General features: G+C 71.0%; 22 protein-coding genes. 15 read left to right on the forward strand and 7 right to left on the reverse strand.

All coding sequences use genetic code 11. From position 1 onward, the window contains the following. Window positions 1-158 precede the first annotated feature (158 nt). On the forward strand, window positions 159-1,040 hold the full coding sequence (locus ACPCJR_RS15570) for a S1 family peptidase (RefSeq protein WP_391515692.1): 882 nt from the start codon (window positions 159-161) through the stop codon (window positions 1,038-1,040). A 165-nt stretch (window positions 1,041-1,205) separates the two neighbouring features. Next, on the forward strand, window positions 1,206-1,403 hold the full coding sequence (locus ACPCJR_RS15575) for a hypothetical protein (protein ID WP_391515691.1): 198 nt from the start codon (window positions 1,206-1,208) through the stop codon (window positions 1,401-1,403). A gap of 32 nt (window positions 1,404-1,435) precedes the next feature. On the opposite strand, the gene ACPCJR_RS15580 is transcribed toward ACPCJR_RS15575, so the two are convergent. Then, a complete protein-coding gene (locus tag ACPCJR_RS15580; protein WP_391515689.1) occupies window positions 1,436-2,170 on the reverse strand; it encodes a DUF4336 domain-containing protein in 735 nt (244 codons plus the stop codon). 350 nt (window positions 2,171-2,520) lie between these two features. On the opposite strand from ACPCJR_RS15580, the gene ACPCJR_RS15585 reads away from it, so the two are divergent. From ACPCJR_RS15585 to glmS, 4 genes are all read left to right on the forward strand, one after another. After that, window positions 2,521-3,420 (forward strand): MBL fold metallo-hydrolase, encoded by a 900-nt coding sequence (locus tag ACPCJR_RS15585; RefSeq protein WP_391515688.1) that lies wholly within the window; start codon window positions 2,521-2,523, stop codon window positions 3,418-3,420. Between the two features lie 10 nt (window positions 3,421-3,430). Continuing rightward, window positions 3,431-3,973, forward strand: coding sequence for a DUF2243 domain-containing protein (locus ACPCJR_RS15590; RefSeq protein WP_391515686.1), 543 nt, complete (start codon window positions 3,431-3,433; stop codon window positions 3,971-3,973). A 297-nt stretch (window positions 3,974-4,270) separates the two neighbouring features. Beyond that, window positions 4,271-5,656: a bifunctional UDP-N-acetylglucosamine diphosphorylase/glucosamine-1-phosphate N-acetyltransferase GlmU gene (gene glmU, locus ACPCJR_RS15595; protein WP_391515684.1), complete on the forward strand. Its 1,386-nt coding sequence runs from the start codon at window positions 4,271-4,273 to the stop codon at window positions 5,654-5,656. A gap of 252 nt (window positions 5,657-5,908) precedes the next feature. Continuing rightward, the gene (gene glmS, locus ACPCJR_RS15600) at window positions 5,909-7,735 is read left to right on the forward strand and encodes a glutamine--fructose-6-phosphate transaminase (isomerizing) (RefSeq protein WP_391515682.1); all 1,827 of its coding nucleotides are present in this window, start codon (window positions 5,909-5,911) and stop codon (window positions 7,733-7,735) included. Window positions 7,736-7,835: 100 nt separating this feature from the next. Here the strand turns inward: glmS and ACPCJR_RS15605 are convergent, their stop codons facing one another. Further along, window positions 7,836-8,270 (reverse strand): GlcG/HbpS family heme-binding protein, encoded by a 435-nt coding sequence (locus ACPCJR_RS15605; protein WP_110353564.1) that lies wholly within the window; start codon window positions 8,268-8,270, stop codon window positions 7,836-7,838. A gap of 270 nt (window positions 8,271-8,540) precedes the next feature. Here ACPCJR_RS15605 and ACPCJR_RS15610 point away from each other — a divergent pair, with 270 nt between their 5' ends. Further along, complete coding sequence (locus ACPCJR_RS15610) at window positions 8,541-9,347, forward strand: DUF502 domain-containing protein (RefSeq protein ID WP_391515681.1); 807 nt, start codon at window positions 8,541-8,543, stop codon at window positions 9,345-9,347. 34 nt (window positions 9,348-9,381) lie between these two features. Here ACPCJR_RS15610 and ACPCJR_RS15615 read toward each other — a convergent pair whose 3' ends face one another. From ACPCJR_RS15615 to ACPCJR_RS15625, 3 genes are all read right to left on the reverse strand, one after another. After that, complete coding sequence (locus ACPCJR_RS15615) at window positions 9,382-9,708, reverse strand: hypothetical protein (protein ID WP_391515679.1); 327 nt, start codon at window positions 9,706-9,708, stop codon at window positions 9,382-9,384. Between the two features lie 316 nt (window positions 9,709-10,024). After that, window positions 10,025-12,154, reverse strand: a complete 2,130-nt coding sequence (gene recG, locus ACPCJR_RS15620) for an ATP-dependent DNA helicase RecG (protein ID WP_391515678.1) — start codon at window positions 12,152-12,154, stop codon at window positions 10,025-10,027. A gap of 31 nt (window positions 12,155-12,185) precedes the next feature. Beyond that, window positions 12,186-13,364, reverse strand: coding sequence for a hypothetical protein (locus tag ACPCJR_RS15625; RefSeq protein WP_391515676.1), 1,179 nt, complete (start codon window positions 13,362-13,364; stop codon window positions 12,186-12,188). Window positions 13,365-13,553: 189 nt separating this feature from the next. Here ACPCJR_RS15625 and ACPCJR_RS15630 point away from each other — a divergent pair, with 189 nt between their 5' ends. From ACPCJR_RS15630 to ACPCJR_RS15650, 5 genes are all read left to right on the forward strand, one after another. Then, the gene (locus ACPCJR_RS15630) at window positions 13,554-13,850 is read left to right on the forward strand and encodes a succinate dehydrogenase assembly factor 2 (RefSeq protein WP_391515674.1); all 297 of its coding nucleotides are present in this window, start codon (window positions 13,554-13,556) and stop codon (window positions 13,848-13,850) included. Between the two features lie 209 nt (window positions 13,851-14,059). Then, entirely contained in the window at window positions 14,060-17,668 is a 3,609-nt protein-coding gene (gene mfd, locus ACPCJR_RS15635) for a transcription-repair coupling factor (protein ID WP_391515673.1), read from the forward strand. A gap of 333 nt (window positions 17,669-18,001) precedes the next feature. Beyond that, the gene (locus ACPCJR_RS15640; RefSeq protein WP_110353558.1) at window positions 18,002-18,211 is read left to right on the forward strand and encodes a cold-shock protein; all 210 of its coding nucleotides are present in this window, start codon (window positions 18,002-18,004) and stop codon (window positions 18,209-18,211) included. 98 nt (window positions 18,212-18,309) lie between these two features. Continuing rightward, window positions 18,310-18,678 (forward strand): DUF6481 family protein, encoded by a 369-nt coding sequence (locus ACPCJR_RS15645; protein WP_391515670.1) that lies wholly within the window; start codon window positions 18,310-18,312, stop codon window positions 18,676-18,678. A 71-nt stretch (window positions 18,679-18,749) separates the two neighbouring features. Further along, window positions 18,750-18,947 carry a hypothetical protein gene (locus tag ACPCJR_RS15650; protein ID WP_391515669.1) on the forward strand — a complete coding sequence of 66 codons (198 nt, stop codon included), beginning with the start codon at window positions 18,750-18,752 and terminating at the stop codon, window positions 18,945-18,947. Between the two features lie 101 nt (window positions 18,948-19,048). On the opposite strand, the gene ACPCJR_RS15655 is transcribed toward ACPCJR_RS15650, so the two are convergent. Together ACPCJR_RS15655 and ACPCJR_RS15660 are read right to left on the reverse strand one after the other, a co-directional pair. Beyond that, window positions 19,049-19,390 carry a hypothetical protein gene (locus ACPCJR_RS15655; protein WP_110353555.1) on the reverse strand — a complete coding sequence of 114 codons (342 nt, stop codon included), beginning with the start codon at window positions 19,388-19,390 and terminating at the stop codon, window positions 19,049-19,051. Window positions 19,391-19,611: 221 nt separating this feature from the next. Continuing rightward, window positions 19,612-21,015, reverse strand: coding sequence for an AMP-binding protein (locus ACPCJR_RS15660; protein ID WP_391515667.1), 1,404 nt, complete (start codon window positions 21,013-21,015; stop codon window positions 19,612-19,614). A gap of 210 nt (window positions 21,016-21,225) precedes the next feature. Between ACPCJR_RS15660 and ACPCJR_RS15665 the strand changes: the two genes are divergently transcribed. The 3 genes from ACPCJR_RS15665 to ACPCJR_RS15675 all read left to right on the forward strand — a co-directional run bounded on the left by ACPCJR_RS15665 (window position 21,226) and on the right by ACPCJR_RS15675 (window position 23,338). Beyond that, window positions 21,226-22,488 carry an ATP-binding protein gene (locus ACPCJR_RS15665; RefSeq protein WP_391515665.1) on the forward strand — a complete coding sequence of 421 codons (1,263 nt, stop codon included), beginning with the start codon at window positions 21,226-21,228 and terminating at the stop codon, window positions 22,486-22,488. 90 nt (window positions 22,489-22,578) lie between these two features. After that, a complete protein-coding gene (locus tag ACPCJR_RS15670; protein ID WP_110353552.1) occupies window positions 22,579-22,941 on the forward strand; it encodes a response regulator in 363 nt (120 codons plus the stop codon). Window positions 22,942-23,077: 136 nt separating this feature from the next. After that, on the forward strand, window positions 23,078-23,338 hold the full coding sequence (locus ACPCJR_RS15675) for a hypothetical protein (protein WP_391515663.1): 261 nt from the start codon (window positions 23,078-23,080) through the stop codon (window positions 23,336-23,338). Window positions 23,339-23,449: the final 111 nt, after the last annotated feature.

Here is a 23,449-nt window from a genome sequence, read left to right on the forward strand (position 1 = left end):
CGGACATTTCTTGTCGGGACGATAAGGCAATTCTAAAAGTGAGAAGACGTAGCGACGCAGGCACTTAGCCGTCGCTTGACCGCCGCGGGAGGTCATCGCACCACTATCGGTAACGGGCACGGCCAAGCGGCCCGGCGCAGGCGGGAGGCTTGTCGGTGATGGCGCAGGGGCGGCGCGTTCTGGCAATCGGTGGCGCGCTCGTGCTCGCCGCCCTCCTCGGGGGACCGGTCACGGCCGAAGACGATGCGCCGCACCTCTCCACCAGGGCCGCGCCGGGGTCGGAAGGCAATCTCGGCATCGTGATCGAGACGGCCGCGCTCTATCCCCAGGACGGGCGGCGCGACCTCACCGGCAGCGACCGGGCGCGGTTCCCGGGGGCGGGCGTCCTCTGGTGCCGCCGCTCCGACGGGGTGCCGCAGAAGGCGGCGGCCGCTTGGCTGATCGGCACGCCTTCTCTCGTCATGCTGAACGCGCACAACTTCCGCAACCGGCAGCTCGAAACCACGCGGCAGGTCGGCGATTGCTACTTCCAGATCGGCGGACGCAATTACGACTTCGTGAGCGAGAGCCTGCATCTCGGCGTCGCCGCGGACGCGACGCGGCTCCACATCACCGACGACTGGGCCCTGTTGCGCCTCGCACAGCCCGCCGAGGGCCCGCGCCAGCCCGTGCCGGACACGCCGCCGGCTCTCGCGACCGGCGACCTCTCGCTGCCCGTCACGCTGGTCGCTCCCGGAGGCCACCAGAACTACCGGGGCGACAGCAGCCTGGAGACCTGCACCGTGCGGCGCATCGACCCGCCGACGGAGGGCGGAACGCGCCGCGCCCGCCACGATTGCAACGACGGCTACGGCGGCTCGGGCTCGGGGCTGTTCGACGAGGCGGGCCGGTTGATCGCCATGCAGAGCGCCTCGCTCTCGATGAACTCGCGCCACGCCTTCGATATCGAGTTCCACTACGGCTCCGCCCTGCTCATCGAGGGTGCCCTGCTCGACGCCCTGAAGCGGGCGCAGCGGGAGGAGGCGCCGCAGGCGCGGTGAGTTCCGACGCGTCCCGAAGGTGGCCGGTGAGCCTTGCGGACGGCGTGATGTGCTGTGGACGAAGCGCCTCCCGACACCCTTGCCCGCGGCATCGCGGCCCGGAACACCGGCGGCGGAGTCCGGTTGCCCGGGCTTCCACTCAAGGAATCGCGAGAGGACGTCCGCATGTCGAAGCATCTCAAGACCGACACGCCGACCGATGCCGACCTGAAGGGCAATCCGGGCATCGGGCAGTCGAAGGGGCTCACCGGCGTCGACCCGGCGGAGCTGGAAGGTGATTCCACCTTCGAGGGTGATGTCGAGAACGAGACGACGCCGGAAGGCGGCGTCGATCCCGGTCACCGCGGCCGCAAGAACGCCTGAGCAAGAACGCCTGAGAAGGGCTGGAGACGGCTTCAGTCGATGAGCCAGCGCAGGGAGCGGCGCAGTTCGGCGGTGCCGTTCCGGTCGAACCAAGCGCCGTGGCTGAACACGACCCGCTCCGGCGCCAGCGCGACCAGCGCGGCGGCGGCGCGGGCCGCCGCCCGCTTGCGCAGGGAGACGACGAGGCGGAGGTAGATCGGCGCCCGCCCGTCCGGCGCCGTCGCACCGGCCAGCCGCAGGAGCGGCCGCATCGGCAGCGGCAGCTTTCCGGGTTCCAGGTTGAGCACGAGGTCGGTCAGGATCAGCGTCGCCGAGGCGGCGTGGTGGAAGGCGACTTCCCGGAAGCCGAAGCCGCCGGGCATGACGACTTGCGTGAGATCGCCGGCCCATTCCGGCGGCGCCGCGTCGGAGAGATCCCGGTCGAGGCGCAGGCCCGCCCGCTGCACCTGCCGGCGCCGGCGCAGGTTCGGCGCGGCCCAGGTGAGCGCCTGCGGGCAGTGGCACTGCCATTCCTTCAGGTAGGTCCAGTGGGCGACGTTGGGCGCGACGAGGTGGCGGATCGGCCCCAGTGCCTCGATCGCGCGGTGCAGGCCCGCGTCGTAGCGGGTCGGCGAGTGGAGCCAGATGCCGCCGTCGGCCAGCCGCACCACCGTCATCCGCACGGGCAGGGGCAGGCCGGCGGCGCGAATGGGACCGCTGTCCACGATCCACAAGCCGAAGGCGACGGGCTTGAGCACGTCAAGGGGCGGATAGGTCGGATCGCTCACGGCATCGGGCTCGGTTCGGAGGAGGGGAGGGCGACGATCATGAACGCAGGGCTCGACCGCCGCGTGACACGCTCCGCGCAGCGCCTCGACCGGGAAAGGCGGGGCACCGGCCGTCCCCCAGCGGCGGCGTCCGGCATCCACAAGTGCCGGGCGGGTCCGGCAGCGTACGTCCTCGCAAACCTCCGCGTCCCATCAAAGTTTCGGACGGTCTTGAGCGAAGAAAAGTCCCCCCATTTTTCGTGCCTGCCGCCGAGGAACAAAGCTTTTCGAGCCTGCCTTCCCCGTTGTGACGATGCCGCCCGGCCGGACAGGCCTGCCGGCGGCCCCCTATCCTTGCCAAGGAGAAGGCCGTGGCGCAGCAGATCCCGATCAGCGGCGAAGCCCGCGCCGACGATCCGCGCGCCGATACCGCGCGCGACGACGGCACCCACGAGATCGCGCCCGACCTCGCCTACCGGCGCGTGGTCCTGGCCAACGTAGTGTTCCTGGGCGCGCCGGGGGCCGGGGACCGCAACTGGACCCTGGTCGATGCCGGCATTCCCGGCTCGAAGCGCGCGATCCGCGAGGCCGCCGCCGCCCGCTTCGGCGAGGGCGCCCGCCCGGCCGCCATCGTGCTCACCCACGGCCATTTCGACCATGTCGGCGTGCTGGAGGATCTGGCGGCGGAGTGGGACACCCCGGTCTACGCCCACGCGCTCGAACGCCCCTACCTCGACGGGCGGGCGGCCTATCCGGCACCCGACCCGAGCGTCGGCGGCGGGCTGATGGCGCGCATCGCTCCGCTCTATCCGACCAAGCCTGTCGACGTGTCGGCGCGCCTGCACACGCTGCCCGCCGACGGCTCCGTGCCGCCCATGCCGGGCTGGCGCTGGCTGCACACGCCCGGCCACTCGCCGGGCCACGTCTCGTTCTGGCGCGAAGCCGACGGCAGCCTGATCGCCGGGGACGCCTTCGTCACCACGGCGCAGGAATCGGCCTACGCCGTGGTGACGCAAGCCCCGGAGGTGCACGGGCCGCCGATGTACCTCACCCTCGACTGGCCGGCCGCGGGCGGCTCGGTGCGAAGCCTCGCCGCGCTGCGGCCGGAGCGCGCCGTGACCGGTCACGGGCGTCCCCTGCAGGGTCCGGAGCTTCGCCGCGCCCTCGACGCCCTGGCCCAGGATTTCGAGCGCGTCGCCGTGCCGGAGGGCGGACGCTACGTTCAAACCCCGGCGCGGGCCGAGGACGGCTCCGCCTATCGGGCTCCGTGAGGCCGGGTCGATGAGGGAGGGGCAGGGTCGGCTCGAACCGGCGGGGACGGAGGGACGGCCGGGTGCCGACTTTCCGGTCGCGGCGGGCGTGCTGTTCGGACTCGGGCTGGGCGGCTTCTTCGACGGCATCGTGCTGCATCAGGTGTTGCAATGGCACCACATGCTGAGCACGTGGTACCCGATCACCTCGATCGAGAACCTCGAACTCAACACCCTCTGGGACGGTATCTTCCACAGCGCGACCTACGTCTTCGTCGTGCTGGGCCTGTTCGTGCTCTGGCGCCGGGGACGGGGGCGTACGTTGAGCTGGTCGAAGCAGACGCTCGCCGGCAGCCTGCTCGTCGGCTGGGGCAGCTTCAACCTCGTGGAGGGGCTGATCGACCACCAGTGGCTCGGCGTGCATCACGTCAACGAGCGGGTGGACCGTGAGCACTGGTTCCTCTGGGATCTCGGCTTCCTGGCCTGGGGGCTCGCCATGCTGCTGTCCGGCGTCTGGCTCCTGTGGCGCAGGCGCAGCCAGAGGGTGGTCGCTCCGGCCGCGCTGCGGCGATGAGCGGGCCGGGCACCCGGCCCGGGCCGCGCGGCCTGCAGCGTGCCTGGCCCTGGCTCGCGCTGAGCGTCGGCCTCGGCCTCGCGACTATGCCGGCGTGGCGGGTGCTGGCCTTCGGCGTCCGGACGAGCGTGGAGGACCTTTTGCAGATCCGCTGCCTGCCGTGGTGAGCGGCCGCTCGGTCGGGCCGGGCTTCGACACGCCCTGATCGGTCTCCTGCCCGTTCCCATCCCCCACCTTCGCGCCCGCTGCCCGATCGGCTAAACGAACGACGGATCGAAGCGGCGGGACACGGGCACGATGACGGGGACGAACAACGGAGCGGAGGCGGGCGGTTTCACGGCGATCGTGCTGGCCGCCGGCAAGGGCACGCGCATGCGCTCCGACCGGCCCAAGGTGCTGCACCAACTCGCCCACCGCTCCATGCTCGGCCACGTGCTGGCCGCCGTGCAGGAGGCCGGCGCCGCACGGCTGGCCGTGGTGGTCGAGCCCGGCCGCGACGATGTCGCCCGCGAGATCGAGCGCATGGCGCCGGGTGCCAGCGTCCATCCGCAAGCCGAGCGCCTCGGCACCGCCCACGCCGTGCTCGCCGCCCGCACGGCGCTTCAAGGCGGGCAGGACGTGATCGTGGCCTTCGGCGACACCCCGCTGATCACCGCGCAGACCTATGCCCGGCTGCGCGCGCCCTTGCGCGAGGGCGCCGCGGTGGCGGTGCTGGCTTTCGAGGCCGCCGACCCCAAGGGCTACGGGCGAGTGCTGACGGACGGCGGCCGCGTCCTGGCGATCCGCGAGGAGAAGGACGCCTCCGAGGACGAGCGTGCGGTGCGCCTGTCCAATGCCGGGCTGATGGCCCTGTCGGGCGCCCAGGCGCTCGGCCTTCTGGAGCGCATCGGCAACGACAACGCCAACCGCGAGTACTACCTCACCGACGCGGTGGCGCTCGCCGTCGCCGATGGCCAAACGGTCTCGGTGGTGCCGGTCACGGAGGAGGAGGCGCAAGGCGTCAACGACCGGGTGCAGCTCAGCGTGGCCGAGGCCACGATCCAGGCCCGCCTGCGCCGTGCGGCCCAGCTCGGCGGGGCCACCCTGATCGCCCCCGAGACGGTTTTCCTCAGCGTCGACACGGTGCTCGGCCGCGACGTGATCGTCGAGCCCCACTGCGTCTTCGGCCCCGGCGTGGTGATCGGCGACGGCTGCACCATCCGCGCCTTCTCCCACCTGCACGACGCACGATTGATGCAGGGCGCCGATATCGGTCCGCACGTGCGCCTGCGCGGCGGCGCGGTGCTGGAGGCCGGCGTGCATCTCGGCAACTTCGTCGAGATCAAGAACGCGACCCTGCACGCGGGCGCCAAGGCCTCGCACCTGACCTATCTCGGCGATGCCGAGGTGGGGGCGGGCGCCAATATCGGGGCGGGCACCATCACCTGCAACTACGACGGGGTGTCGAAGCACCGCACGCTCATCGGCGAGGGAGCCTTCATCGGCTCGAACGCGGCTCTGGTGGCGCCGGTGAGCATCGGTGCGGGCGCGCTGGTGGGGGCGGGCTCGGTCATCACCCGCGACGTGCCGGCGGATGCGCTGGCCGTGGCGCGGGGCCGGCAGATCACGCGCGACGGTGCGGCCAAGGCCCTGCGCGCCACGCTCAAGGCGGCCAAGGCCGCCCGCGAGGCCGAGCGTGACTGAAGACGAGCGTGACTGAAGAATAGCGCGACTGACGAACAGCGCGACTGACGAACCCGGACCGCGACGCCGCGCCCCGGCGCGACGCGGCTCTGGCTTTGTTGCGCCGCGATCCGCTACAAGCCGGGTCTCGCGCCACGCCCAAGGTCCGACCCTTGCGTCCAATCCTTGCACGCGGCAGGCCGGGCACGAGCCAGCGTCCTGTGGCGGGGCGCAGGCACGGGCTACGGCGAACGGACGTGATTGAGGATCGCCATGTGCGGAATTGTCGGCATCGTCGGGCGTGAGGCGGTCGCGGACGCGCTGATCGAGTCGCTGCGGCGGCTCGAATATCGCGGCTACGATTCCGCCGGCATCGCCACGCTGGAGCAGGGCCGGCTCGACCGGCGCCGGGCGGAAGGCAAGCTCGCGAACCTCCAGAGCAAGCTCGCCCAGTCGCCGCTCCCCGGCGCGATCGGCATCGGCCATACCCGCTGGGCCACCCACGGACGCCCCAACGAGACCAACGCCCACCCGCACGCCACCGAGCGGCTGGCCGTGGTCCATAACGGCATCATCGAGAATTTTCGCGAGCTGAAGGCGGAGCTCGAGGCCACGGGCGTGCGCTTCGAGAGCCAGACGGACACCGAGGTCGTGGCCCAGCTCGTCAGCCACCTGATGGGCCAGGGCCTCGGCCCCGTGGCGGCGGTGGAGGCGGCCCTGCCGCGGCTGCACGGCGCCTTCGCCCTGGCCTTCCTGTTTGCGGGCGAGGAGAACTTCCTGATCGGCGCCCGCCACGGCGCGCCGCTGGCCATCGGCTTCGGGCGGGGCGAGACCTATCTCGGCTCGGACGCGCTGGCGCTGGCGCCGTTCACCGACGAGATCACCTATCTCGAAGAGGGCGACTGGGCGGTCCTGACCCGCGAGGGCGCCGAGATCCGCGACCGCGCCGGCACCGCCGTGCGCCGCCCGCGCCAGAAGATCGCGACCCAGGCCTACCTCGTCGACAAGGGCAACCACCGCCACTTCATGGCCAAGGAGATCCACGAGCAGCCCGAGGTGGTGGGCCGCACGCTGGCCCATTACGTCGACATGGCGGCCGGCCGCGTCGTGCTGCCCGAGGCCCTGCCCTTCGACTTCGCCCGGCTCTCGCGGCTCTCGATCACCGCCTGCGGCACCGCCTACTACGCGGGTCTGGTGGCCAAGTACTGGTTCGAGACCCTGGCGCGGCTGCCGGTCGAGATCGATGTGGCCTCCGAGACGCGCTATCGCGAGCCGCCGCTGGAGGAGAACGGCCTGACGCTGGTGATCTCGCAATCGGGCGAGACCGCCGACACGCTGGCCTCGCTGCGCTACGCCAAGGCACAGGGCCAGCACACGCTGGCGGTGGTCAACGTGCCGACCTCGACCATCGCCCGGGAATCGTCCGTGGTGATGCCGACCTTCGCCGGCCCCGAGATCGGGGTGGCATCCACCAAGGCCTTCTCCTGCCAGCTCACGGTGCTGCTCTGCCTCGCGCTGGCCGCGGGCCGCGCCCGCGGCGCGCTCAGTGCGGAGCGCGAGCGCGCGATCGTCGACGCGCTGATCACGGCCCCCGGCCTGATGGCGGAGGCGGTGAAGATGGAGGGGGACGTCGAGGGGCTCGCCCGCGAAGTCGCCAAGGCGCGCGACGTGCTCTACCTCGGGCGCGGCACGAGCTATCCGATGGCGCTGGAGGGCGCCTTGAAGCTGAAGGAGATCAGCTACATCCACGCGGAGGGCTACGCGGCGGGCGAACTCAAGCACGGTCCGATCGCGCTGATCGACGAGAGCGTGCCGGTGATCGTGATCGCGCCGCACGACGCGATCTTCGAGAAGACGGTGTCGAACATGCAGGAAGTGGCGGCCCGCGGCGGGCGGATCATCCTCGTGGGCGACGCGCGTGGCGCGGCGGCGGCCGGTCTGGAGACGCTGGCGACGCTAACGATGCCGGATGTGGACCCGGTGATCGCGCCGATCGTCTACGCGGTGCCGATCCAGCTCATCGCCTACCACACCGCCGTGTTCATGGGCAAAGACGTGGACCAGCCCCGCAACCTCGCCAAGTCCGTCACCGTGGAATGAGCGGGGGCCGGTCGAGCGTTCTCGACCGGCGGCCATCGCACGACAGGATGCCGAGGCTCCCGTGCGGCAACCTCACGTCGCCGCACGGGAAGAGGCGGAATCAGGTCCGCCAGGGGTGATCGGGCAGCTCGGTGTCGCCGATCGCGCTGGCGCCGGCCAGCGCCACCGCGTCGTCGTTCTCGACCGAGGAGCCGCTCACGCCGATGGCGCCCGACATCTCGCCGTCCGCATCCACGATCGGGATGCCGCCGGGGAAGGTGATCAGGCCCTGGTTCGAGTGCTCGATGCCGTAGAGCGAGCCGCCGGGCTGCGAGAGGCTGCCGATCTGACCCGTCTTCATGCCGAAGAACACCGCCGTCTTGGCCTTCTTCTGGGCGATGTCGATGGAGCCGACCCAGGCACCGTCCATGCGGTGGAAGGCCTTCAGGTTGCCGCCGGAATCGACGATGGCGATGCACATCTGCGTACCCAGCTCGACCGCCTTGGCACGGGCGGCCTCGATCGCCTTCTCCGCCTGCTCGATGGTGACGTGCATCGTATCTCCTCCTTGACCGCGCCTCTTATGGGGCACGGTCGAGGTAAGCCTTCGCCGCTCGCGATCAAGTTGCCTCGCGCGCCACTCGTCCCGCTCCGCCTCGGGTCCGGCAACCCAAGCATCCCGCCTCGATCGCGCGCCTTGCCGCGAGGACCGGATCGACGCGGCCGCACTTGAGCCGCCCGGTCGCAGCGGCTACGTCTCTGCGCCGGAGGGTCGGATGGCGGGGTGGACCGGCCGCCCGCTCTTTTCGCCTCCCGAGGTGCATGCGTGGCGCCCACCCTCTCGCCGATTCCGGACGCGCCGGAACCCGCCTCGTCCAAGACGCGCGTCAGCGCGCGGGGCCGGTTGCGGACCTACTTCCTCACCGGCGTCATCGTCGCGGGGCCGCTCGCGATCACCGCCTACATCACGTGGTGGTTCATCGCCCTCATCGACGGCTGGGTGAAGCCGCTGGTGCCGGCGAGCTACCTGCCGGACCACTACCTGCCCTTCTCGATCCCGGGCCTGGGCCTCGTCATCGCCTTCCTCGCGGTGACGATGCTGGGCTTCCTCACCGCCAACCTCGTCGGCCGCTCGGTGGTCGAGTTCGGCGAGGTGCTGCTCGCGCGCACCCCCGTGATCTCCGGCCTCTACCGGGGCCTGCGCCAGATCTTCGAGACCTTGTTCTCGGCCAACGGCACCTCGTTCCGCACCGTCGGGCTGGTCGAGTTCCCGGTAAAGGGCACGTGGTCGGTGGTGTTCCTCTCCGCCCCCGCGGCGAACGAGGTGCAGGGCGCCCTCCAGGCCAAGGAGGGCGAGGCCAAGGACTATGTCGGCGTGTTCCTGCCCTGCGCGCCCAATCCGACGACGGGCTTCTTCTTCTACCTGCCGCGCTCCGAGATCGTGGAGGTCGGCATCAGCGTCGACGACGCGGCCAAGCTGGTGATGTCGGCCGGCGTGATCCAGCCGGAGGACCCGCGTGGCGGCCTCCAGGCCATGGCTGCCTCCCTGCGCCAAGCGCAGATGCAGGAGAGCGAGGAAGGAACGGCGGACAAAGAAAAGGCGCGCCGGGAGCCGGCGCGCCAGGACGTCTGACGGAGGGATCGAGGGTGCTGAGGCCCCGAGGGCCTCAGCGCTGGAGCGAAGCCCGCTCGACGGGCAGCGTCGGCGGCGCCGCGTCGGCGACCTGATGCCCGGCCACGGGGCGGGAGGCCGGCGTTCTCCAATCCGTGGCGATCTGCGCGGAGAGCAGCAGGGCGAGCACAGCACACAGCGCGTTCGCAGCGATCCAGAACCGGCGGGAGGCCTGCCGGACAGCGCTGGCCAGGGCATCCGTCGAGGATACTTCGCGCGTTTCGCGATCCGAGATCGGCATGAGCCAGGGTTCGACGGAGAGCGTGTCGGCTCCCCAATTCTCGGAGGAACCCGGCAGGCGTTGGAACGGTGCGATCGACATCGCGATCCTCCTTCTTTCCAGTGGCACCCCGGTCTACGAGGCCGTTTGTTCATCTCCAGTTAAGGGGCAATTTGGGCAGATACAAGGTAATTCCGCATTTTCCGCCCTCACGCCCGCTCCCCAAGAGCGCGAAGAGACCCGCGCAAGTCCTTGTTTCAGAACGAAAAAAGCGATTTGCCGGAGCGGCGATGCCGCAGCCGGGTTTTCGGCTTGCGCGCTTCGGCCTCCTGAACGGCTCGTGCAGTTTCGCCGTTTCCTGAACGGAATTCTGAACGACGCGCCCCATTCCCGGTCCGGCCCGAGATCGGGGCTGGAATCAGCCCGCCCCGATCAGCCGGATCGCTGCCTCGCGCTCGAACAGGTAGAGCAGCACCCTGAGCGCCCGACCGCGCTCGCTCGAGAGGCGCGGGTCGCGCTCGACGATCAGCCGCGCATCGTCCCGGGCCGCCTCCAGGAGGTCGCCGTCGCTCTCCAGCCGGGCGAGGCGGAAGGCGGCCATGCCGGACTGGCGTGTGCCGAGCACCTCGCCCTCGCCGCGCAGGCGCAGATCCTCCTCGGCAATGCGAAACCCGTCCTCGCTCGAGCGCATCATCTCAAGCCGCGCCTTGGCCACCTGCCCGAGGGGACCCCGGTAGAGCAGCAGGCAGGACGAGGCCTTCGAGCCGCGCCCGACCCGGCCGCGGAGCTGGTGGAGCTGGGCCAGCCCGAAGCGCTCGGCATGCTCGATCACCATGATGGTGGCCTCCGGCACGTCGACGCCGACCTCCACGACCGTGGTCGAAACGAGCACGCGGGTGCGGCCGGCGGCGAAGGCCTCCATCGCCGCGTCCTTCTCCGGCCCCGGCATCTTGCCGTGGATCAGGCCGACCGCGTCGCCGAAATGCTTTTTGAGATCTTCGAAGCGCTCAGCGGCGGCGGCGAGATCGACGTATTCCGATTCCGCCACGAGCGGGCAGATCCAGTAGACCCGGTCACCCCCCTGAAGCGCCCGGTGCAGCCCGCCCACAACCTCGTCGATGCGCTCCACCGGCACGGTGATGGTCTTGATGGGTTGGCGTCCGGCGGGCTTCTCGTCGAGCACCGAGACATCCATGTCGCCGAAGAAGGTCAGCGCGAGGGTGCGGGGAATCGGGGTGGCGGTCATCACGAGGATGTCCACCGCCTCGCCCTTGGCGCCGAGCGCGAGGCGCTGGTGCACGCCGAAGCGGTGCTGCTCGTCCACCACCGCGAGCCCGAGATCGCGGAAGGCCACCGCCTCCTGGAACAGGGCGTGGGTGCCGACGACGATGTCGATCTCGCCCGCGGCCAGATCCGCCAGCGTCGCCCGGCGCTCGGCGGCCCGGTCGCGGCCGGTGAGCAGGCGCAGGCGCATGGCGCCGGCCAGCGGCACGAGTCGCTCGAAGTGCTGGCGCGCGAGAATCTCGGTCGGCGCCATCAATGCGGCCTGGCGCCCGGCCTCGACGGCCGAGGCCATGGCGAGCAGGGCCACCGCCGTCTTGCCGGAGCCGACATCGCCCTGGAGCAGGCGCAGCATCCGCTGCTCGGAGGCCATGTCGGCGCGGATCTCTTCGACAGCCCGCGCCTGCGCGCCCGTGAGCGCGAAGGGGAGGGCGGCCTCGACCCGCTTCTTCAGGTGCCCGTCGCCGGCATTGACCCGGCCGGCTTTCCGCCGCTGCCGGGCGCGCACCAGGGCCAGCGCCAGCTGCGAGGCCAGAAGCTCGTCATAGGCGAGGCGCTTGCGCGCGGGACTGGCGGGCGGGGCCTGCCCCTCGACGGGGGGCGGGGGCGCCTCCTCCGGGCGGTGCTCGATGCGCAGAGCCTCGGCGAAGGGGGGAAAGCGGTTGCGGGCGAGATACGGTGCATCCTGCCACTCGGGCAGCACGGGAAGCCGGTCGAGCGCGCCGTGAACGATTCTGCTGATGACCCGCGAGGTCAGCCCCTCGGTGGCACCGTAGATCGGCTCGACGGCGGGCAGGCTCGCCAGCCCCTCTTGGTCGAGGATGCGCGACGGGTGCACCATCTGCCGGGTGCCGTCCCACAGATCGATCCGGCCGGAGACGTAGCGGTGGCTGCCGAGCGGCAGCATCTTCTCGATGCGCCCCCGCGGCATGCCGAAGAAGACGAGGCTGATGTCGCCGGTCCCGTCCTCGACCAGCACCCGGAAGGCGCGCTTGCCGAGGCCCGGCGGGCGATGAGCCACCACGGTGACGCCCAGCGTGACGGGCTCGCCCGTCGGCGCATCGCGGATCGAGCCGCAGAGGGGCCGGGCCACCCCGCTCTGGGGCAGGTGGAACAGCAGGTCGGCGACGCGGGCCGGCCGCTCCTCGGAGCCGAGCAGCTTTTCGATCAGCGGCGCGATCTTCGGCCCGACGCCGGGCAGGCCGCGGGCGGGCGCGAAGAGGGGGTCGAGGATGCTGGGGCGAAGGCCGGGGGCGTCGTCGGTCATCGGCGGGTGGGTTGGAGGAACGGGGCGCCCGTCAGCGGGCGGCGCGCTCCTTCTGGATGAAGGCGGCCCGCCAGCGCACGGACGGGCTCGTGTCGTCGGCCAGTCGTTCGACCAGGGCATGCATCCGCTCGCCGAGGGCGGCGCGATGCACCGCCAGACCGTCGGCCGCCACGCGCCGGACGAGGCCGGAACGGTCCCCGGCGCCCATCGCGATCAGCGTCTCGAGATCGGACGTCCGGACGAGCCGGCGCTCCCCGATTACGCGAACGCGGCGAGCCAAGCCATAGGTCTTGTCGACCCACTCCCGCCGGGTGCCCTCCGGCCAGGTCGCCCGCTCCTCGATCAGGAAGCGCAGGGCGCAGGCTCGGACGGAGGGCAGGAACGCGCGGCGGGCCAGATCGGGCAGGGCAGGGTCGAGACCGGGCCATCGGGCCGCGCGCTGAAGCAGGCGCGCCGCCGGGCCGGTGCGGGCGGAGACGAGGTGTTCTGCAAGCCGGCTGCAGACATCGGGCCGCGCCATCAGATCGCCGAGGACGCCGTTCCCTGGGGCCTCCGCTTGGCCCCCTTGCCAGCGCTGCCATTCGGGCATCCGATGGAGCAGGAAGAGCAGGGCTTCGACGGCCCTTCCGGTCTCCGTCCCTGGGAAGACACGGGCGGCGCAATCCCGTGCCGCCGAACGCACCGGGCGCACCCAATCGTTGAGGCGATAGGCGATCGCGGCGATCTCGAAACTCGTCCGGGCAGGCCCTTCCCAGGCGCGCAGCGCCGCCTCGCGGACGTACCCGTCCGGATGGAAGAGGAAGAGACGATCGAGCCCGGAGACCGCGCCGAGCTGAGCGAGATCGGCCCTGCGATGATCCCGCAGAACGCCCGGGCTCGACCAGCGGCCGGCCGGGGGCAGCAGCAGCGCCGCGACGGCGGCCCCGGCGACGGCGACGGAGGAAGCGGGCAGCGCGGCGAGGCCGGCGACGGACGCATCGAGATCGGCCCGACTCACCGTCCCGTCCCTCAGCCCCGCGGCCACCCGCTCGATCCGCGCGGCGAGGGAGGCCGGCAGGGCCGACGATCCAGCCGGCCGCACTGCATCCCGAGGGTCGGCCCCGTCCTGAACGAGCGCGGATGCAGGGTTTTGAGGCGTGCGGCGTGCCAGGAACGTCCGCATCCAGGCCGGAAGGCTCATCGTCGGAAAGCTCATCCTCGGCAGGCTCATCCGATCCTCCGCGATCGCCGCCCCTCGACCCGTTCGCGGCACCGTTGCACGCGCGGTTCCTTCGCGGAACCCGACGCCGCCGCGCATCCGGCCGGCGGCTCGACGACACCGGCCCTGCGCCGAGACGCCGTTTGCCCACGGCCGCAGGCCCCTCTACATGCCTGTTCAGACGATCGCAGGGGAAAGCCCATGTCCGGCACCACCCGAACCAGCGCCGACCTCGACCCGCGCCGCCGCCGCACCCTGTTCCGGGCGTGGCACCGGGGCATCCGCGAGATGGATCTCATCATGGGCCGCTTCGCCGATGCCGAAATCGGCGATCTCTCCGAGGAGGAGCTGACGCAGTTCGAGGCGCTGATCGAGGTGCCCGACCGCGACCTGTTCCGCTGGCTCACCGGCGAGGACGCAACGCCGGAGAACTACGACACCGCCGTGTATCGCCGGCTCAAGGCTTTTCATAAGCACGACGCGCCGATCCATAACTGAACATTGCCGTCACGGACGGCTTCCTGTTACGCGCGGACAGAACTCACTCCCCTCTGCGGGAGAGGGTGCCCGCGGAGCGGGCGGGTGAGGGGCTGGCTCCGCACTCTCCGAAAAACGGCGCTCCCCTCTCCCCGACCCTCGCTGACGCGAGGGCCACCCTCCCCGCTTCAGGGGGGCGGGTTTTTCACCGCCCGATTGCCAAAAGACCGATGGCCAAGCCCCAGCCCAAGCCCCCCGCCCCATCCTCGGCCTCTCCGCCGAAGCTGCAGACCGCCCGGTTCGCGCTGCCGAAATCCGCGCCGCTGACCAAGGCGCTCGACGCGCTGAAGCGCGGCGACAGCCCGACGCTGGCCTCCGTGCCCGACGGGTTCGACGCGCTGGTGGCGGCCGACCTCGCCCGGGCGCTGTCGGGCTCGTTCGAGGGGCCGGCGGTGCTGGTCCACGTCGCCCGCGATTCGGGGCGCTCCAACGCCTTCCAGAACGCGCTGACATTCGTCGCCCCCGAGATCGAGGCGATGAGCTTCCCGGCCTGGGACTGCCAGCCCTACGACCGCGTCTCCCCCAACGGCGCCATCGCCGCGCAGCGCATGACCGCTTTGTCGCGGCTGACCCGCTCGCGTTCCTCGGAAGAGAAGCCCCGCATCCTCTGCACCACCGTCAACGCCCTGGTGCAGCGGGTGCCGCCCCGCGCCAAGGTCGCCGTCGAGACGTTTTCGGCCGCGATCGGCAACGTCGTGCCGATGGACAAGGTCGTGGCCTGGGTCGAGGCCAACGGGTTCCTGCGCACGGGGACGGTGCGGGATACCGGCGAGTACGCCGTGCGCGGCGGCATTTTGGACCTGTCGCCCCCCGGCCTGCCGAACCCGATCCGCCTCGACTTCTTCGGCGACACGCTCGAATCGATCCGCGCCTTCGATCCCGAGACGCAGCGCACGGTGGGGTCTTTACGCTCCCTCGACCTCGTGCCGATGAGCGAGGTGCAGCTCACCACCGAGACGATCCGGCGCTTCCGCCAGGGCTACCTGTCGAGCTTCGGCGCGGCGACCCGCGACGACCGGCTCTACGAAACGGTGAGCGAGGGCCGGCGCTATGCCGGCCTCGAACACTGGATGCCGCTGTTCTACGATCGCCTCGACACGCTGTTCGACTATCTCGGCGACGTGCCGATGCTGTTCGACCCGCAGGTCGAGGAGGCGGCGACCGAGCGGCTTTCCCTGATCCAGGACTATTTCCAGGCCCGCGAGTCGGCGCTGAAGACCCCGCAATCGGGCGTGGCGCCCTACAAGCCGCTGCCGCCGCGCGCGCTCTACCTCACGCCGAACGAGTGGAAGGGAAAGGTCGAGGCCGGCACGGTCGCCCGGCTCACGCCCTTCGCGATGCCGGATTCCGACGAGCGCGCGGTGATCGATTGCGGCGCACGGGCCGGCCGCAACTTCGCCCCCGAGCGGGCGGACGAGGCGGCCAGCGTGTTCGATGCCGCGGTCGCGCATATCCGCGATCTGCAGGCGTCCGGGCATCACGTGATCCTTGGATCCTGGTCCGATGGCTCCCGCGACCGGCTCTGCGGCGTACTGACCGATCACGGCCTGAAGAAGCCGATCGAAATCAACACTTTCACCGCCGTCAACGCGTTGAAGCGCGGCACCGACGTGGCGGTCGCGGTCTGGGGCCTGGAGGCGGGCTTCACCCTCGACCGGCTCGCCGTGGTGGCCGAGGGCGACATCCTCGGCGACCGGCTGGTGCGCCAGAAGCGCAAGTCCAAGCGCCCGCAGGACATCATCCTGGAGGTGCAGGCGCTCCAGCCCGGCGATCTCGTCGTGCATGCCGATCACGGCATCGGCCGCTTCGTCGGCCTCAAGACCATCACCGCGGCGGGCGCGCCGCACGACTGCCTGGAGCTGCAATATGCCGGCGGCCTGCTGCTGCTGCCGGTGGAGAACATCGAGCTTCTGACGCGCTACGGCTCGGAGGATTCGGAGGTCGCGCTCGACCGCCTCGGCGGCGGGGCGTGGCAGGCCCGCAAGGCCAAGATGAAGCGCCGCATCCTCGAGATGGCGGGCGAACTCATCAAGGTCGCCGCGGCGCGCTTCGTGAAGCCCGCCCCCAGCCTCAAGGCGCCGGAGGGGATGTACGAGGAATTCGCCGCCCGCTTCCCCTTCGAGGAGACCGAGGATCAGGCCAACGCCATCGACGCGGTGCTCGACGACCTCAATGCCGGCCGGCCGATGGATCGCCTCGTCTGCGGCGATGTCGGCTTCGGCAAGACCGAGGTGGCGCTGCGCGCGGCCTTCGCCGCGGCAATTTCGGCCAAGCAGGTCGCGGTGGTGGTGCCGACCACGCTGCTCGCCCGCCAGCATTTCCGCACCTTCACCGACCGCTTCAAGGGCCTGCCGATCAACATCGCGCAGCTCTCGCGCTTCGTCTCGGCCGGCGACCAGCGCCAGACCCGGGCGGGGCTCGCCGAGGGGCAGGTCGACATCGTGGTGGGCACCCACGCGCTGCTCGCCAAGAACGTCGCCTTCAAGGATCTCGGCCTGATCATCGTCGACGAGGAGCAGCATTTCGGCGTGGCCCACAAGGAGCGGCTGAAGGCGCTCCAGGCGGAGGTGCACGTGCTGACGCTCTCGGCCACCCCGATCCCGCGCACGCTGCAGCTCGCCATGACGGGGGTTCGCGAACTCTCGATCATCGCCACGCCCCCGGTGGATCGGCTGGCGGTGCGCACCTTCGTGACGCCGTTCGACCCGCTGCTGATCCGCGAGGCGCTGCTGCGCGAGCGCTACCGCGGCGGGCAGTCCTTCTACGTGGTGCCGCGCATCGAGGACCTGGCGGAGGTCAAGCGCTTCCTCGACACCGAGATGCCCGAGACCACCGTCGCGATCGCCCACGGCCAGATGGCGGCGGGCCAGCTCGAGGACGTGATGACGGCCTTCTACGAGGGCAAGTACGACGTGCTGCTCTCGACCACGATCGTGGAGTCGGGCCTCGACATCCCGACCGCCAACACGCTGATCGTGCACCGGGCCGACATGTTCGGTCTGGCCGCGCTCTACCAGCTGCGCGGGCGCGTGGGCCGCTCCAAGGCGCGGGCCTATGCCCTGTTCACGACCCCGGCCAACCGCCAGCTCACGGCTCAGGCAGAGCAGCGCCTCAAGGTGCTTCAGACCCTCGACACGCTCGGCGCCGGCTTCCAGCTGGCCTCCCACGATCTCGACATCCGCGGCGCCGGCAACCTGCTCGGCGATGCGCAGTCGGGTCACATCAAGGAGGTCGGCTACGAACTCTACCAGCAGATGCTGGAGGATGCGGTCACGGCGCTCAAGGCCGGCATCGAGGAGCCGGCGGAGGAGGCGTGGTCCCCCACCATCGCGCTGGGCGCCCCCGTCACCATCCCCGAGGACTACGTCGAGGATCTCACCGTCCGGCTCGGCCTCTACCGGCGCCTGTCGCAGATCGAGAACGACGCCGAGATGGAGAGCTTCGGCGCCGAGCTGATCGATCGCTTCGGACCGCTGCCGCCGGAGGTGGAGCAGCTCCTCAAGATCGTGACCATCAAGATCCTGTGCCGCGAGGCCAATGTCGAGAAGGTCGAGGCGGGCCCCAAGGGCGTGGTGGTCCACTTCCGCAACCGCGCCTTCGCCAACCCGCAGGGGCTCGCGGCGATGGTCGTGGAGCAGGGCTCCTTCGCCAAGGTGCGCCCCGACATGAGCGTCGTGTTCATCCGCGAACTCGACACCGTGCCCGAGCGGCTGAAGGTGACGACGCAGATCCTGCGCGGCCTCGTGACGATCGCCAAGCGCGCGAAGAAGGCGGCGTGAGGCGTGGGGTGCGCCCCGCGCCGTCCGGCCCCGGTGCCAATTCCTGTGTCAGTCATCGCGCCAACCCACGGCGCAAGCAGGGAAAATCAGCCCGAAGCCGAAGCCGCACAGGTGTTCTTCGCGCCGTTGTTATGAGCGCCAAAATAAATCCTGCCTTGATAAAGCGGCAATCGAAGTCTATATGAAGTTCTATCGATGCGAGGCCGGATTTTCTGGGCCGTGACGCCTCCGCAGGGCGGTTCTCATTTTCCTTCGTGATCGGTGAAAGACCATGGCTCGGCGCCTCTTGGCACTGGGCTCGCGACCTGCATCCTGCGGAGACAAGGACATTCTATGAGCACCGGCACCGTCAAGTGGTTCAACGAGCAGAAGGGCTTCGGCTTCATCCAGCCTGAGGACGGCTCGAAGGACGTTTTCGTCCACATCTCCGCCGTCGAGCGCGCCGGCCTGCGCGGCCTCGCCGAGGGCCAGAAGGTTTCCTACGAGATGGAGACCGACCGTCGCTCCGGGAAGCAGTCCGCCGGACAGCTCCAGCTCGCGTAAGCGCCGCCTGGACCGCTTGACATCGAAGCCGCTCCGCCTGGGGCGGCTTCTCGCATTTCTCGCTCGGCCCTTGCGCCGGGACATGACAAGGACGGTACGTGAGCTTCGCTAAACAAAACTCCTTCGACGACCGCCGCCAGAATTCCGCTTCCGCCCGCGAGGCGATGCTCGCGCGCTTCCGCGCCCGCCCGTCGCAGGACGATCCGGCCGTGCTGGCACGTCAGGCCGAGCGCCAAGCCATCGCCGAAGCCCGGCAGGCGCGAGCCGAGGAGCGCGAGCGTCAGCGCCGCGCCGAAGTCGAGCGGCTCGAAGCCCTCGCCGTCGCCGAGCGTGCCGCGGAGGCCGCCCGCAAGGCTGCCGAGATCGAGGCTGCCGCCGAGCGTGCGCGCCTCGCCCAGGCCAAGCAGAAGGAAGAGCGGGACGCCCGCTACGCCGCCCGCAAGGCCAAGATCAAGCTGCGGCGCTGAGCGCCCGCTTCTGCCGCAGGTCGCGTCCGCGACCTGCGGTACCCTTGTCCGCTCCATGCCCGGAGACCTCGATGTCCCACAAGTTCAAGCTCGGCCAGCGCGTGCGCCGCTCTCAAAGCTCTCAGACCGACGAGCGGCTGGGCTTCGGCGCCGTGAGCGAGATCGTCCGCCTCATGCCCGACGATCCGACCGGCGAGCCGTCCTACCGCATCCGTTCGGGCAGCGCGGAGCGGGCTGTGCGGGAGAGCGAGATCGTCCTGGCCGCCTGAGCGGCCGATACGATGACGGGCCGACCTTCCGGCCCGCCCGTCATCGTCCCGTTATGGGAAAATTCTAGAAGCGTCCCGACGCCGGGGCTGCGCGACGCGCCCTAAAGCTCAGGCTCGCTGAGGACGTAGGGCCCGATCCGGCTCTTGAGATCGACCGGCGCACCGGCCCGGGGTCCGGCATCGTCCATGTCGATGACGGGGATGCCGCCGGCCCGCATCTGCTCGCGCAGGCGCGTCGCCAATGCGGCGATCTGCGGATTGGGACGGGACGAGAGTTGGAGCAGGATCGCCGCCGGGCGAGCGATCACGGCGAGGACATCGTCCGCCGCCTCGATCGAGGCGGTGACGCTCGCGTAGCCGAGCCCCGCGAGATCAGCGGCGAGAGATCGGTCGACGGCGCGATGACCATCGTCGACGACGAGCACTTGTTGCAGCGCACCCATAAGCTTCAGCGTTACCCCATGCCGCCCCCCTTGGGAAGGGGCACCCCGGATAACCCGCACGGTCACGATTGGTTCGCCGGCCATGCAGATGATGTCAGCATGGCGCGAAGATCCTGAAGGGCGCGTGAACTGCGCTGCACACGGCGCCGATGCCTCGGAGCCCTGCCCCTTGCACCGATGCTAACCGTCTCCTGAAAAAGCGCTTTCTTCCTCCTGTCCGCTCAGACTTCCTCGCCACGAAGGCTGCGTGGTCCGCCAGACGACGCAGGCGCAAAAATTTCTGTTGGATCGGCGCTTTCGGGCAGGGCCGCCATGTCGATTCCGGTCGCGAGCCCGGCGAACAGCACCGCCGCGTAGGGCGTCTCCTGCCAAGTCACCGGTTCCGAGTCGCGCCCCGCGCGCTCCGCGGTGGCCGCTTGGTTCCCGCGCTGCAGCGGCGTCGCCGCGCAGGCCAAGCCGCGGAAGGCGAGACGCCCGTCGGGATCGCGGCGCAAGCCCAGCAGGCTCGCGGGAAGGGCGAGCCGCTCCGGCTTGCCGAGCACCAGGGCGAGATCGCCGGGGCCTCCGCGCCGGCCGGACAGGATCGCGGTCTCGTCGAAGGCCACCGTATCGATCACCGTGTCGAGGCGCAGGCCCTGCGGCCCGCCGGCCGCGCGGCTGCGGACGGGGAAGCGGGCCGGCGCCCGGTGGACCAGCGTGACGGAGCGCAGCTCCGCGGGCAGGTCGCGGCCGGCGAGATTCCTTTCGAGGAAGGCCGGGGCGACGAGATGGGTCGGGACCGGCCGGCGCAGGGCCGCCGCGAAGGCGGCGCCGTCGAAGAGCGGCATCACCTCCAGGGTCGCGCCCGCGACGAGGGAGGCGGCCAGCCCGGTGACGAGGCCGCGCAGGTCGTGCGGGCCGATCAGGCTGAGGATGCGCTCGGCGGGCGCCACGCGCGCCGCCACGAGATGGGCGGCCGCGGCCGCGGCCACCGCCTCGCCGCTACGATAGACCGGCCGGTCGGGATCGCCCCCGACGAAGCTGACGAAGCCGGCCGGCGCGGGCGGCGGTCCCTCCGGGGCCTGGGCCGGGCCGTCGAGCACGAAGCGGTCGAGGTTGATCACGCCGTCCGGCACGTCGGGGCCGAAGGCGGCGAGGTAGCGCAGGCCGAAATAGCGCGCGGCGACGGCGCAGAGGCGCGCGGCCGGGGCGGTCGCGCCGAGCCGGGACTGCGTCAGCACCGCGCTCAGCGCGGCCCCCTGTGCGGCGGCGAGAAGCTGCTCCTCGTTCCAGGAGACCGGCAGCAGGCAGGCGACGTGGCCCGCCGCCTCGACGGCGAGGATCGCCAGGGCGCTCTCGGCGGAGCCCGGCAGGCACAGGCCGATGCGGCTGCCCGGCGGCAGGCGCCAGCTGCGCAGGCCGCGGGCGAGGCGCTCCACGATCTCGGCGGCGGCGGCGTAGGTCCAGGTGATGGCGGGCCGGTCGCTCCAGTCCGGCTTGTCGGCCGGATCGACCACGACGATCCGATCGGGATGCCGGCGGGCGGTCGCGGCCAGCAGGCTCCCGAGGCCGACCCTCCTCAAGGGGAGGTCGGTCGGTGCGCCGTATGCGGCTTCAGCCTGCATGATTGCCCGTTGCGCCGACACCCGCGCCCGCCCTCGAATCCCGCCTCCCGTGATGTCGGAAGAGGGTTAAGCAAGACTTAACATTTGGTCCGCGCGGGTGTCTCGCGTAGAGATCGCGCCCGCGGGGGGCGCTCGACCGGCCTGAGGCCGGTCCGAAGTGCCCTGATTTGCCAAGCTTGCGCGCGCGGGGCAGAAATCGGCCGGCATGCGACAGGTCGGGAACCGAGTTCGATGCTCGATAGTCTTCGGCGTCTCTGGGAGGTCGAGAACCTCTCGCCTCACGGCATCTGCCTGCTCTGGCGGCCGGAGCTGATCTGGACGCACGTCGTCTCCGACAGCCTGATCGCCTTCGCCTACTTCTCGATTCCCATCGGACTGGCCTACTTCGTCTCGCGGCGCCGGGACGTGGTGTTCGGCTGGATGTTCTGGTCGTTTGCCGTATTCATTACCGCCTGCGGCGCGACGCACCTGATGGCGATCTGGACGCTGTGGGTACCGGATTACGGGCTGGAGGCGGCGGTCAAGCTGCTGACGGGCGTGGCCTCCATCGGCACCTCGGTGGCGCTCTGGATCCTGATGCCGAAGGCCTTGTCGCTGCCCTCGCCCACCCAGCTCCGGCAGGCCAACGAGGCGCTGGAGGCCCGCATCCGGGAGCGCGACGAGGCCCTGGCCGCCCTGAAGGCGGCCAATGCCGAGCGCGAGCGCGCCGAGGAGGCGCTGCGCCAGAGCCAGAAGATGGAGGCGATCGGCCAGCTCACGGGGGGCGTGGCCCACGACTTCAACAACCTGCTCAACGTGGTGCTGCTCAACCTCGACCGGGTCGAGCGCGGCCTGCCCGAGGACAGCCCGCTGCGCACCCGGCTGCGGGATGCGGTGAAGGGCGCCGAGCGCGCAGCGACGATGACGCACAAGCTGCTTGCCTTCGCCCGCCGCCAGCCGCTCTCGCCGGTGAGCACCGACGTGAACGCGCAGATCGCCTCCTTCGCCGAGTTCCTGCGCGGCACGATCGGCTCGCGCATCCGTCTGGAGACGGATCTCGCCCCGAACCTGCCGCGGGTGAACGTCGATCCCAACCAGCTCGAGAACGCGATCCTCAACCTCGCGGTCAATGCCCGCGACGCGATGCCGGAGGGCGGCACGCTCACCCTCGCCACCCGGCCGCTGCCCGGCGCGGAAGGACTCGCGGTCGAGGTGTCCGATACCGGCGGCGGCATGGCGCCGGAGGTCGAGGCGCGGGCCTTCGAGCCGTTCTTCACCACCAAGCCGCTGGGGCAGGGGACCGGCCTCGGGCTGAGCCAGGTGTTCGGCTTCGCGCAGCAATCGGGCGGCAGCGCCGCCTTCGTGCACCGCGAGGGGCCGGGTGAACGGCTCGGCACCACCGTGCGCCTGACCTTCCCGGCCCAGGCGCCCGCCCCGCCCCGCCCCGCCGGGCGCCCGACCCCCGTCGCCACGCCGGCTGTGGGTTCCGTCCTGCCGGTGGCGGTCGCGGGCTGAGGCCGCCAGCCACACGACACGTCATCCACGCCAGTCACGTCCCGGGCCGGCCCCGCCCGCGCCACGCTTCGGAAAACAGAAGGAGGGGGAATGTCCGACAAGCGCACGGTGCTCGTCGTCGAGGACGAGGAGATGCTGCTCAACGCCGTGTCCATGGAGTTCGAGGATGCGGGCTTCGCGGTGCTGCGTGCGGGCACGGCGGAGGAGGCCTACGGTCTGCTCCAGCAGAGCAAGACCGTCGATCTCCTGTTCACCGACATCCGCCTGCCGGGCCAGCTCGACGGCTGGGACCTCGCCGAGCACGCCCGCGCCCTGCAGCCGGACCTGCCGGTGATCTACGTGACCGGCTACAGCGCCGAGGAGCCGCGGCAGGTCGCCGAGAGCGTGCTGGTGATGAAGCCCTACCGCATGGCCGCGATCCTTACGGCGGCGCGCGGCCTCGGCGTCGCCTGAACCGCTGCGCGGGGGGGCATTTTCGCAGGTGCGAAACGACACGGCGTCCGGACCCTGCGCGGCCAATATCGGGAGGATCGAAGTCACGGCCCCCGACAGCCTTACGGAGACCGCGCACAGCGTAAGGACGACCCCCATGTCGACACGTCTTGCCGCCGCCGCCCTGGCCCTGAGCCTCGCCGCCCCGGCTCCCTCCGCCCTCGCGCAGGGCTCCCCTCATGCCGCCCACCCGGCCGGGCAGTCCGTCTACATCCTCAACGACGACGACGTGGACGTGAACGTCACCGGCGCGATCACCCCTCGTACCCCGGACTGGTCGGCCAAGGCCGGCAACGCCGCCCGCCCCGAACTGGCCACGCCGAATCTGGGCAACACCTCGGGCGGCCCGGCCTACTGAACCGACGGCCGGAGTCCTGCGACGCGGGAGAGCGGCGGCCCTGCCGCCGCTCTTCTTCGAAGCGCGGGGTCATCGGCCGCTCAGGCCAGGGGCGGCTGCGCCGGAAGCGGC

Source organism: Methylobacterium sp. NPDC097929 (assembly GCF_049543375.1).
Lineage (GTDB): Bacteria > Pseudomonadota > Alphaproteobacteria > Rhizobiales > Beijerinckiaceae > Methylobacterium.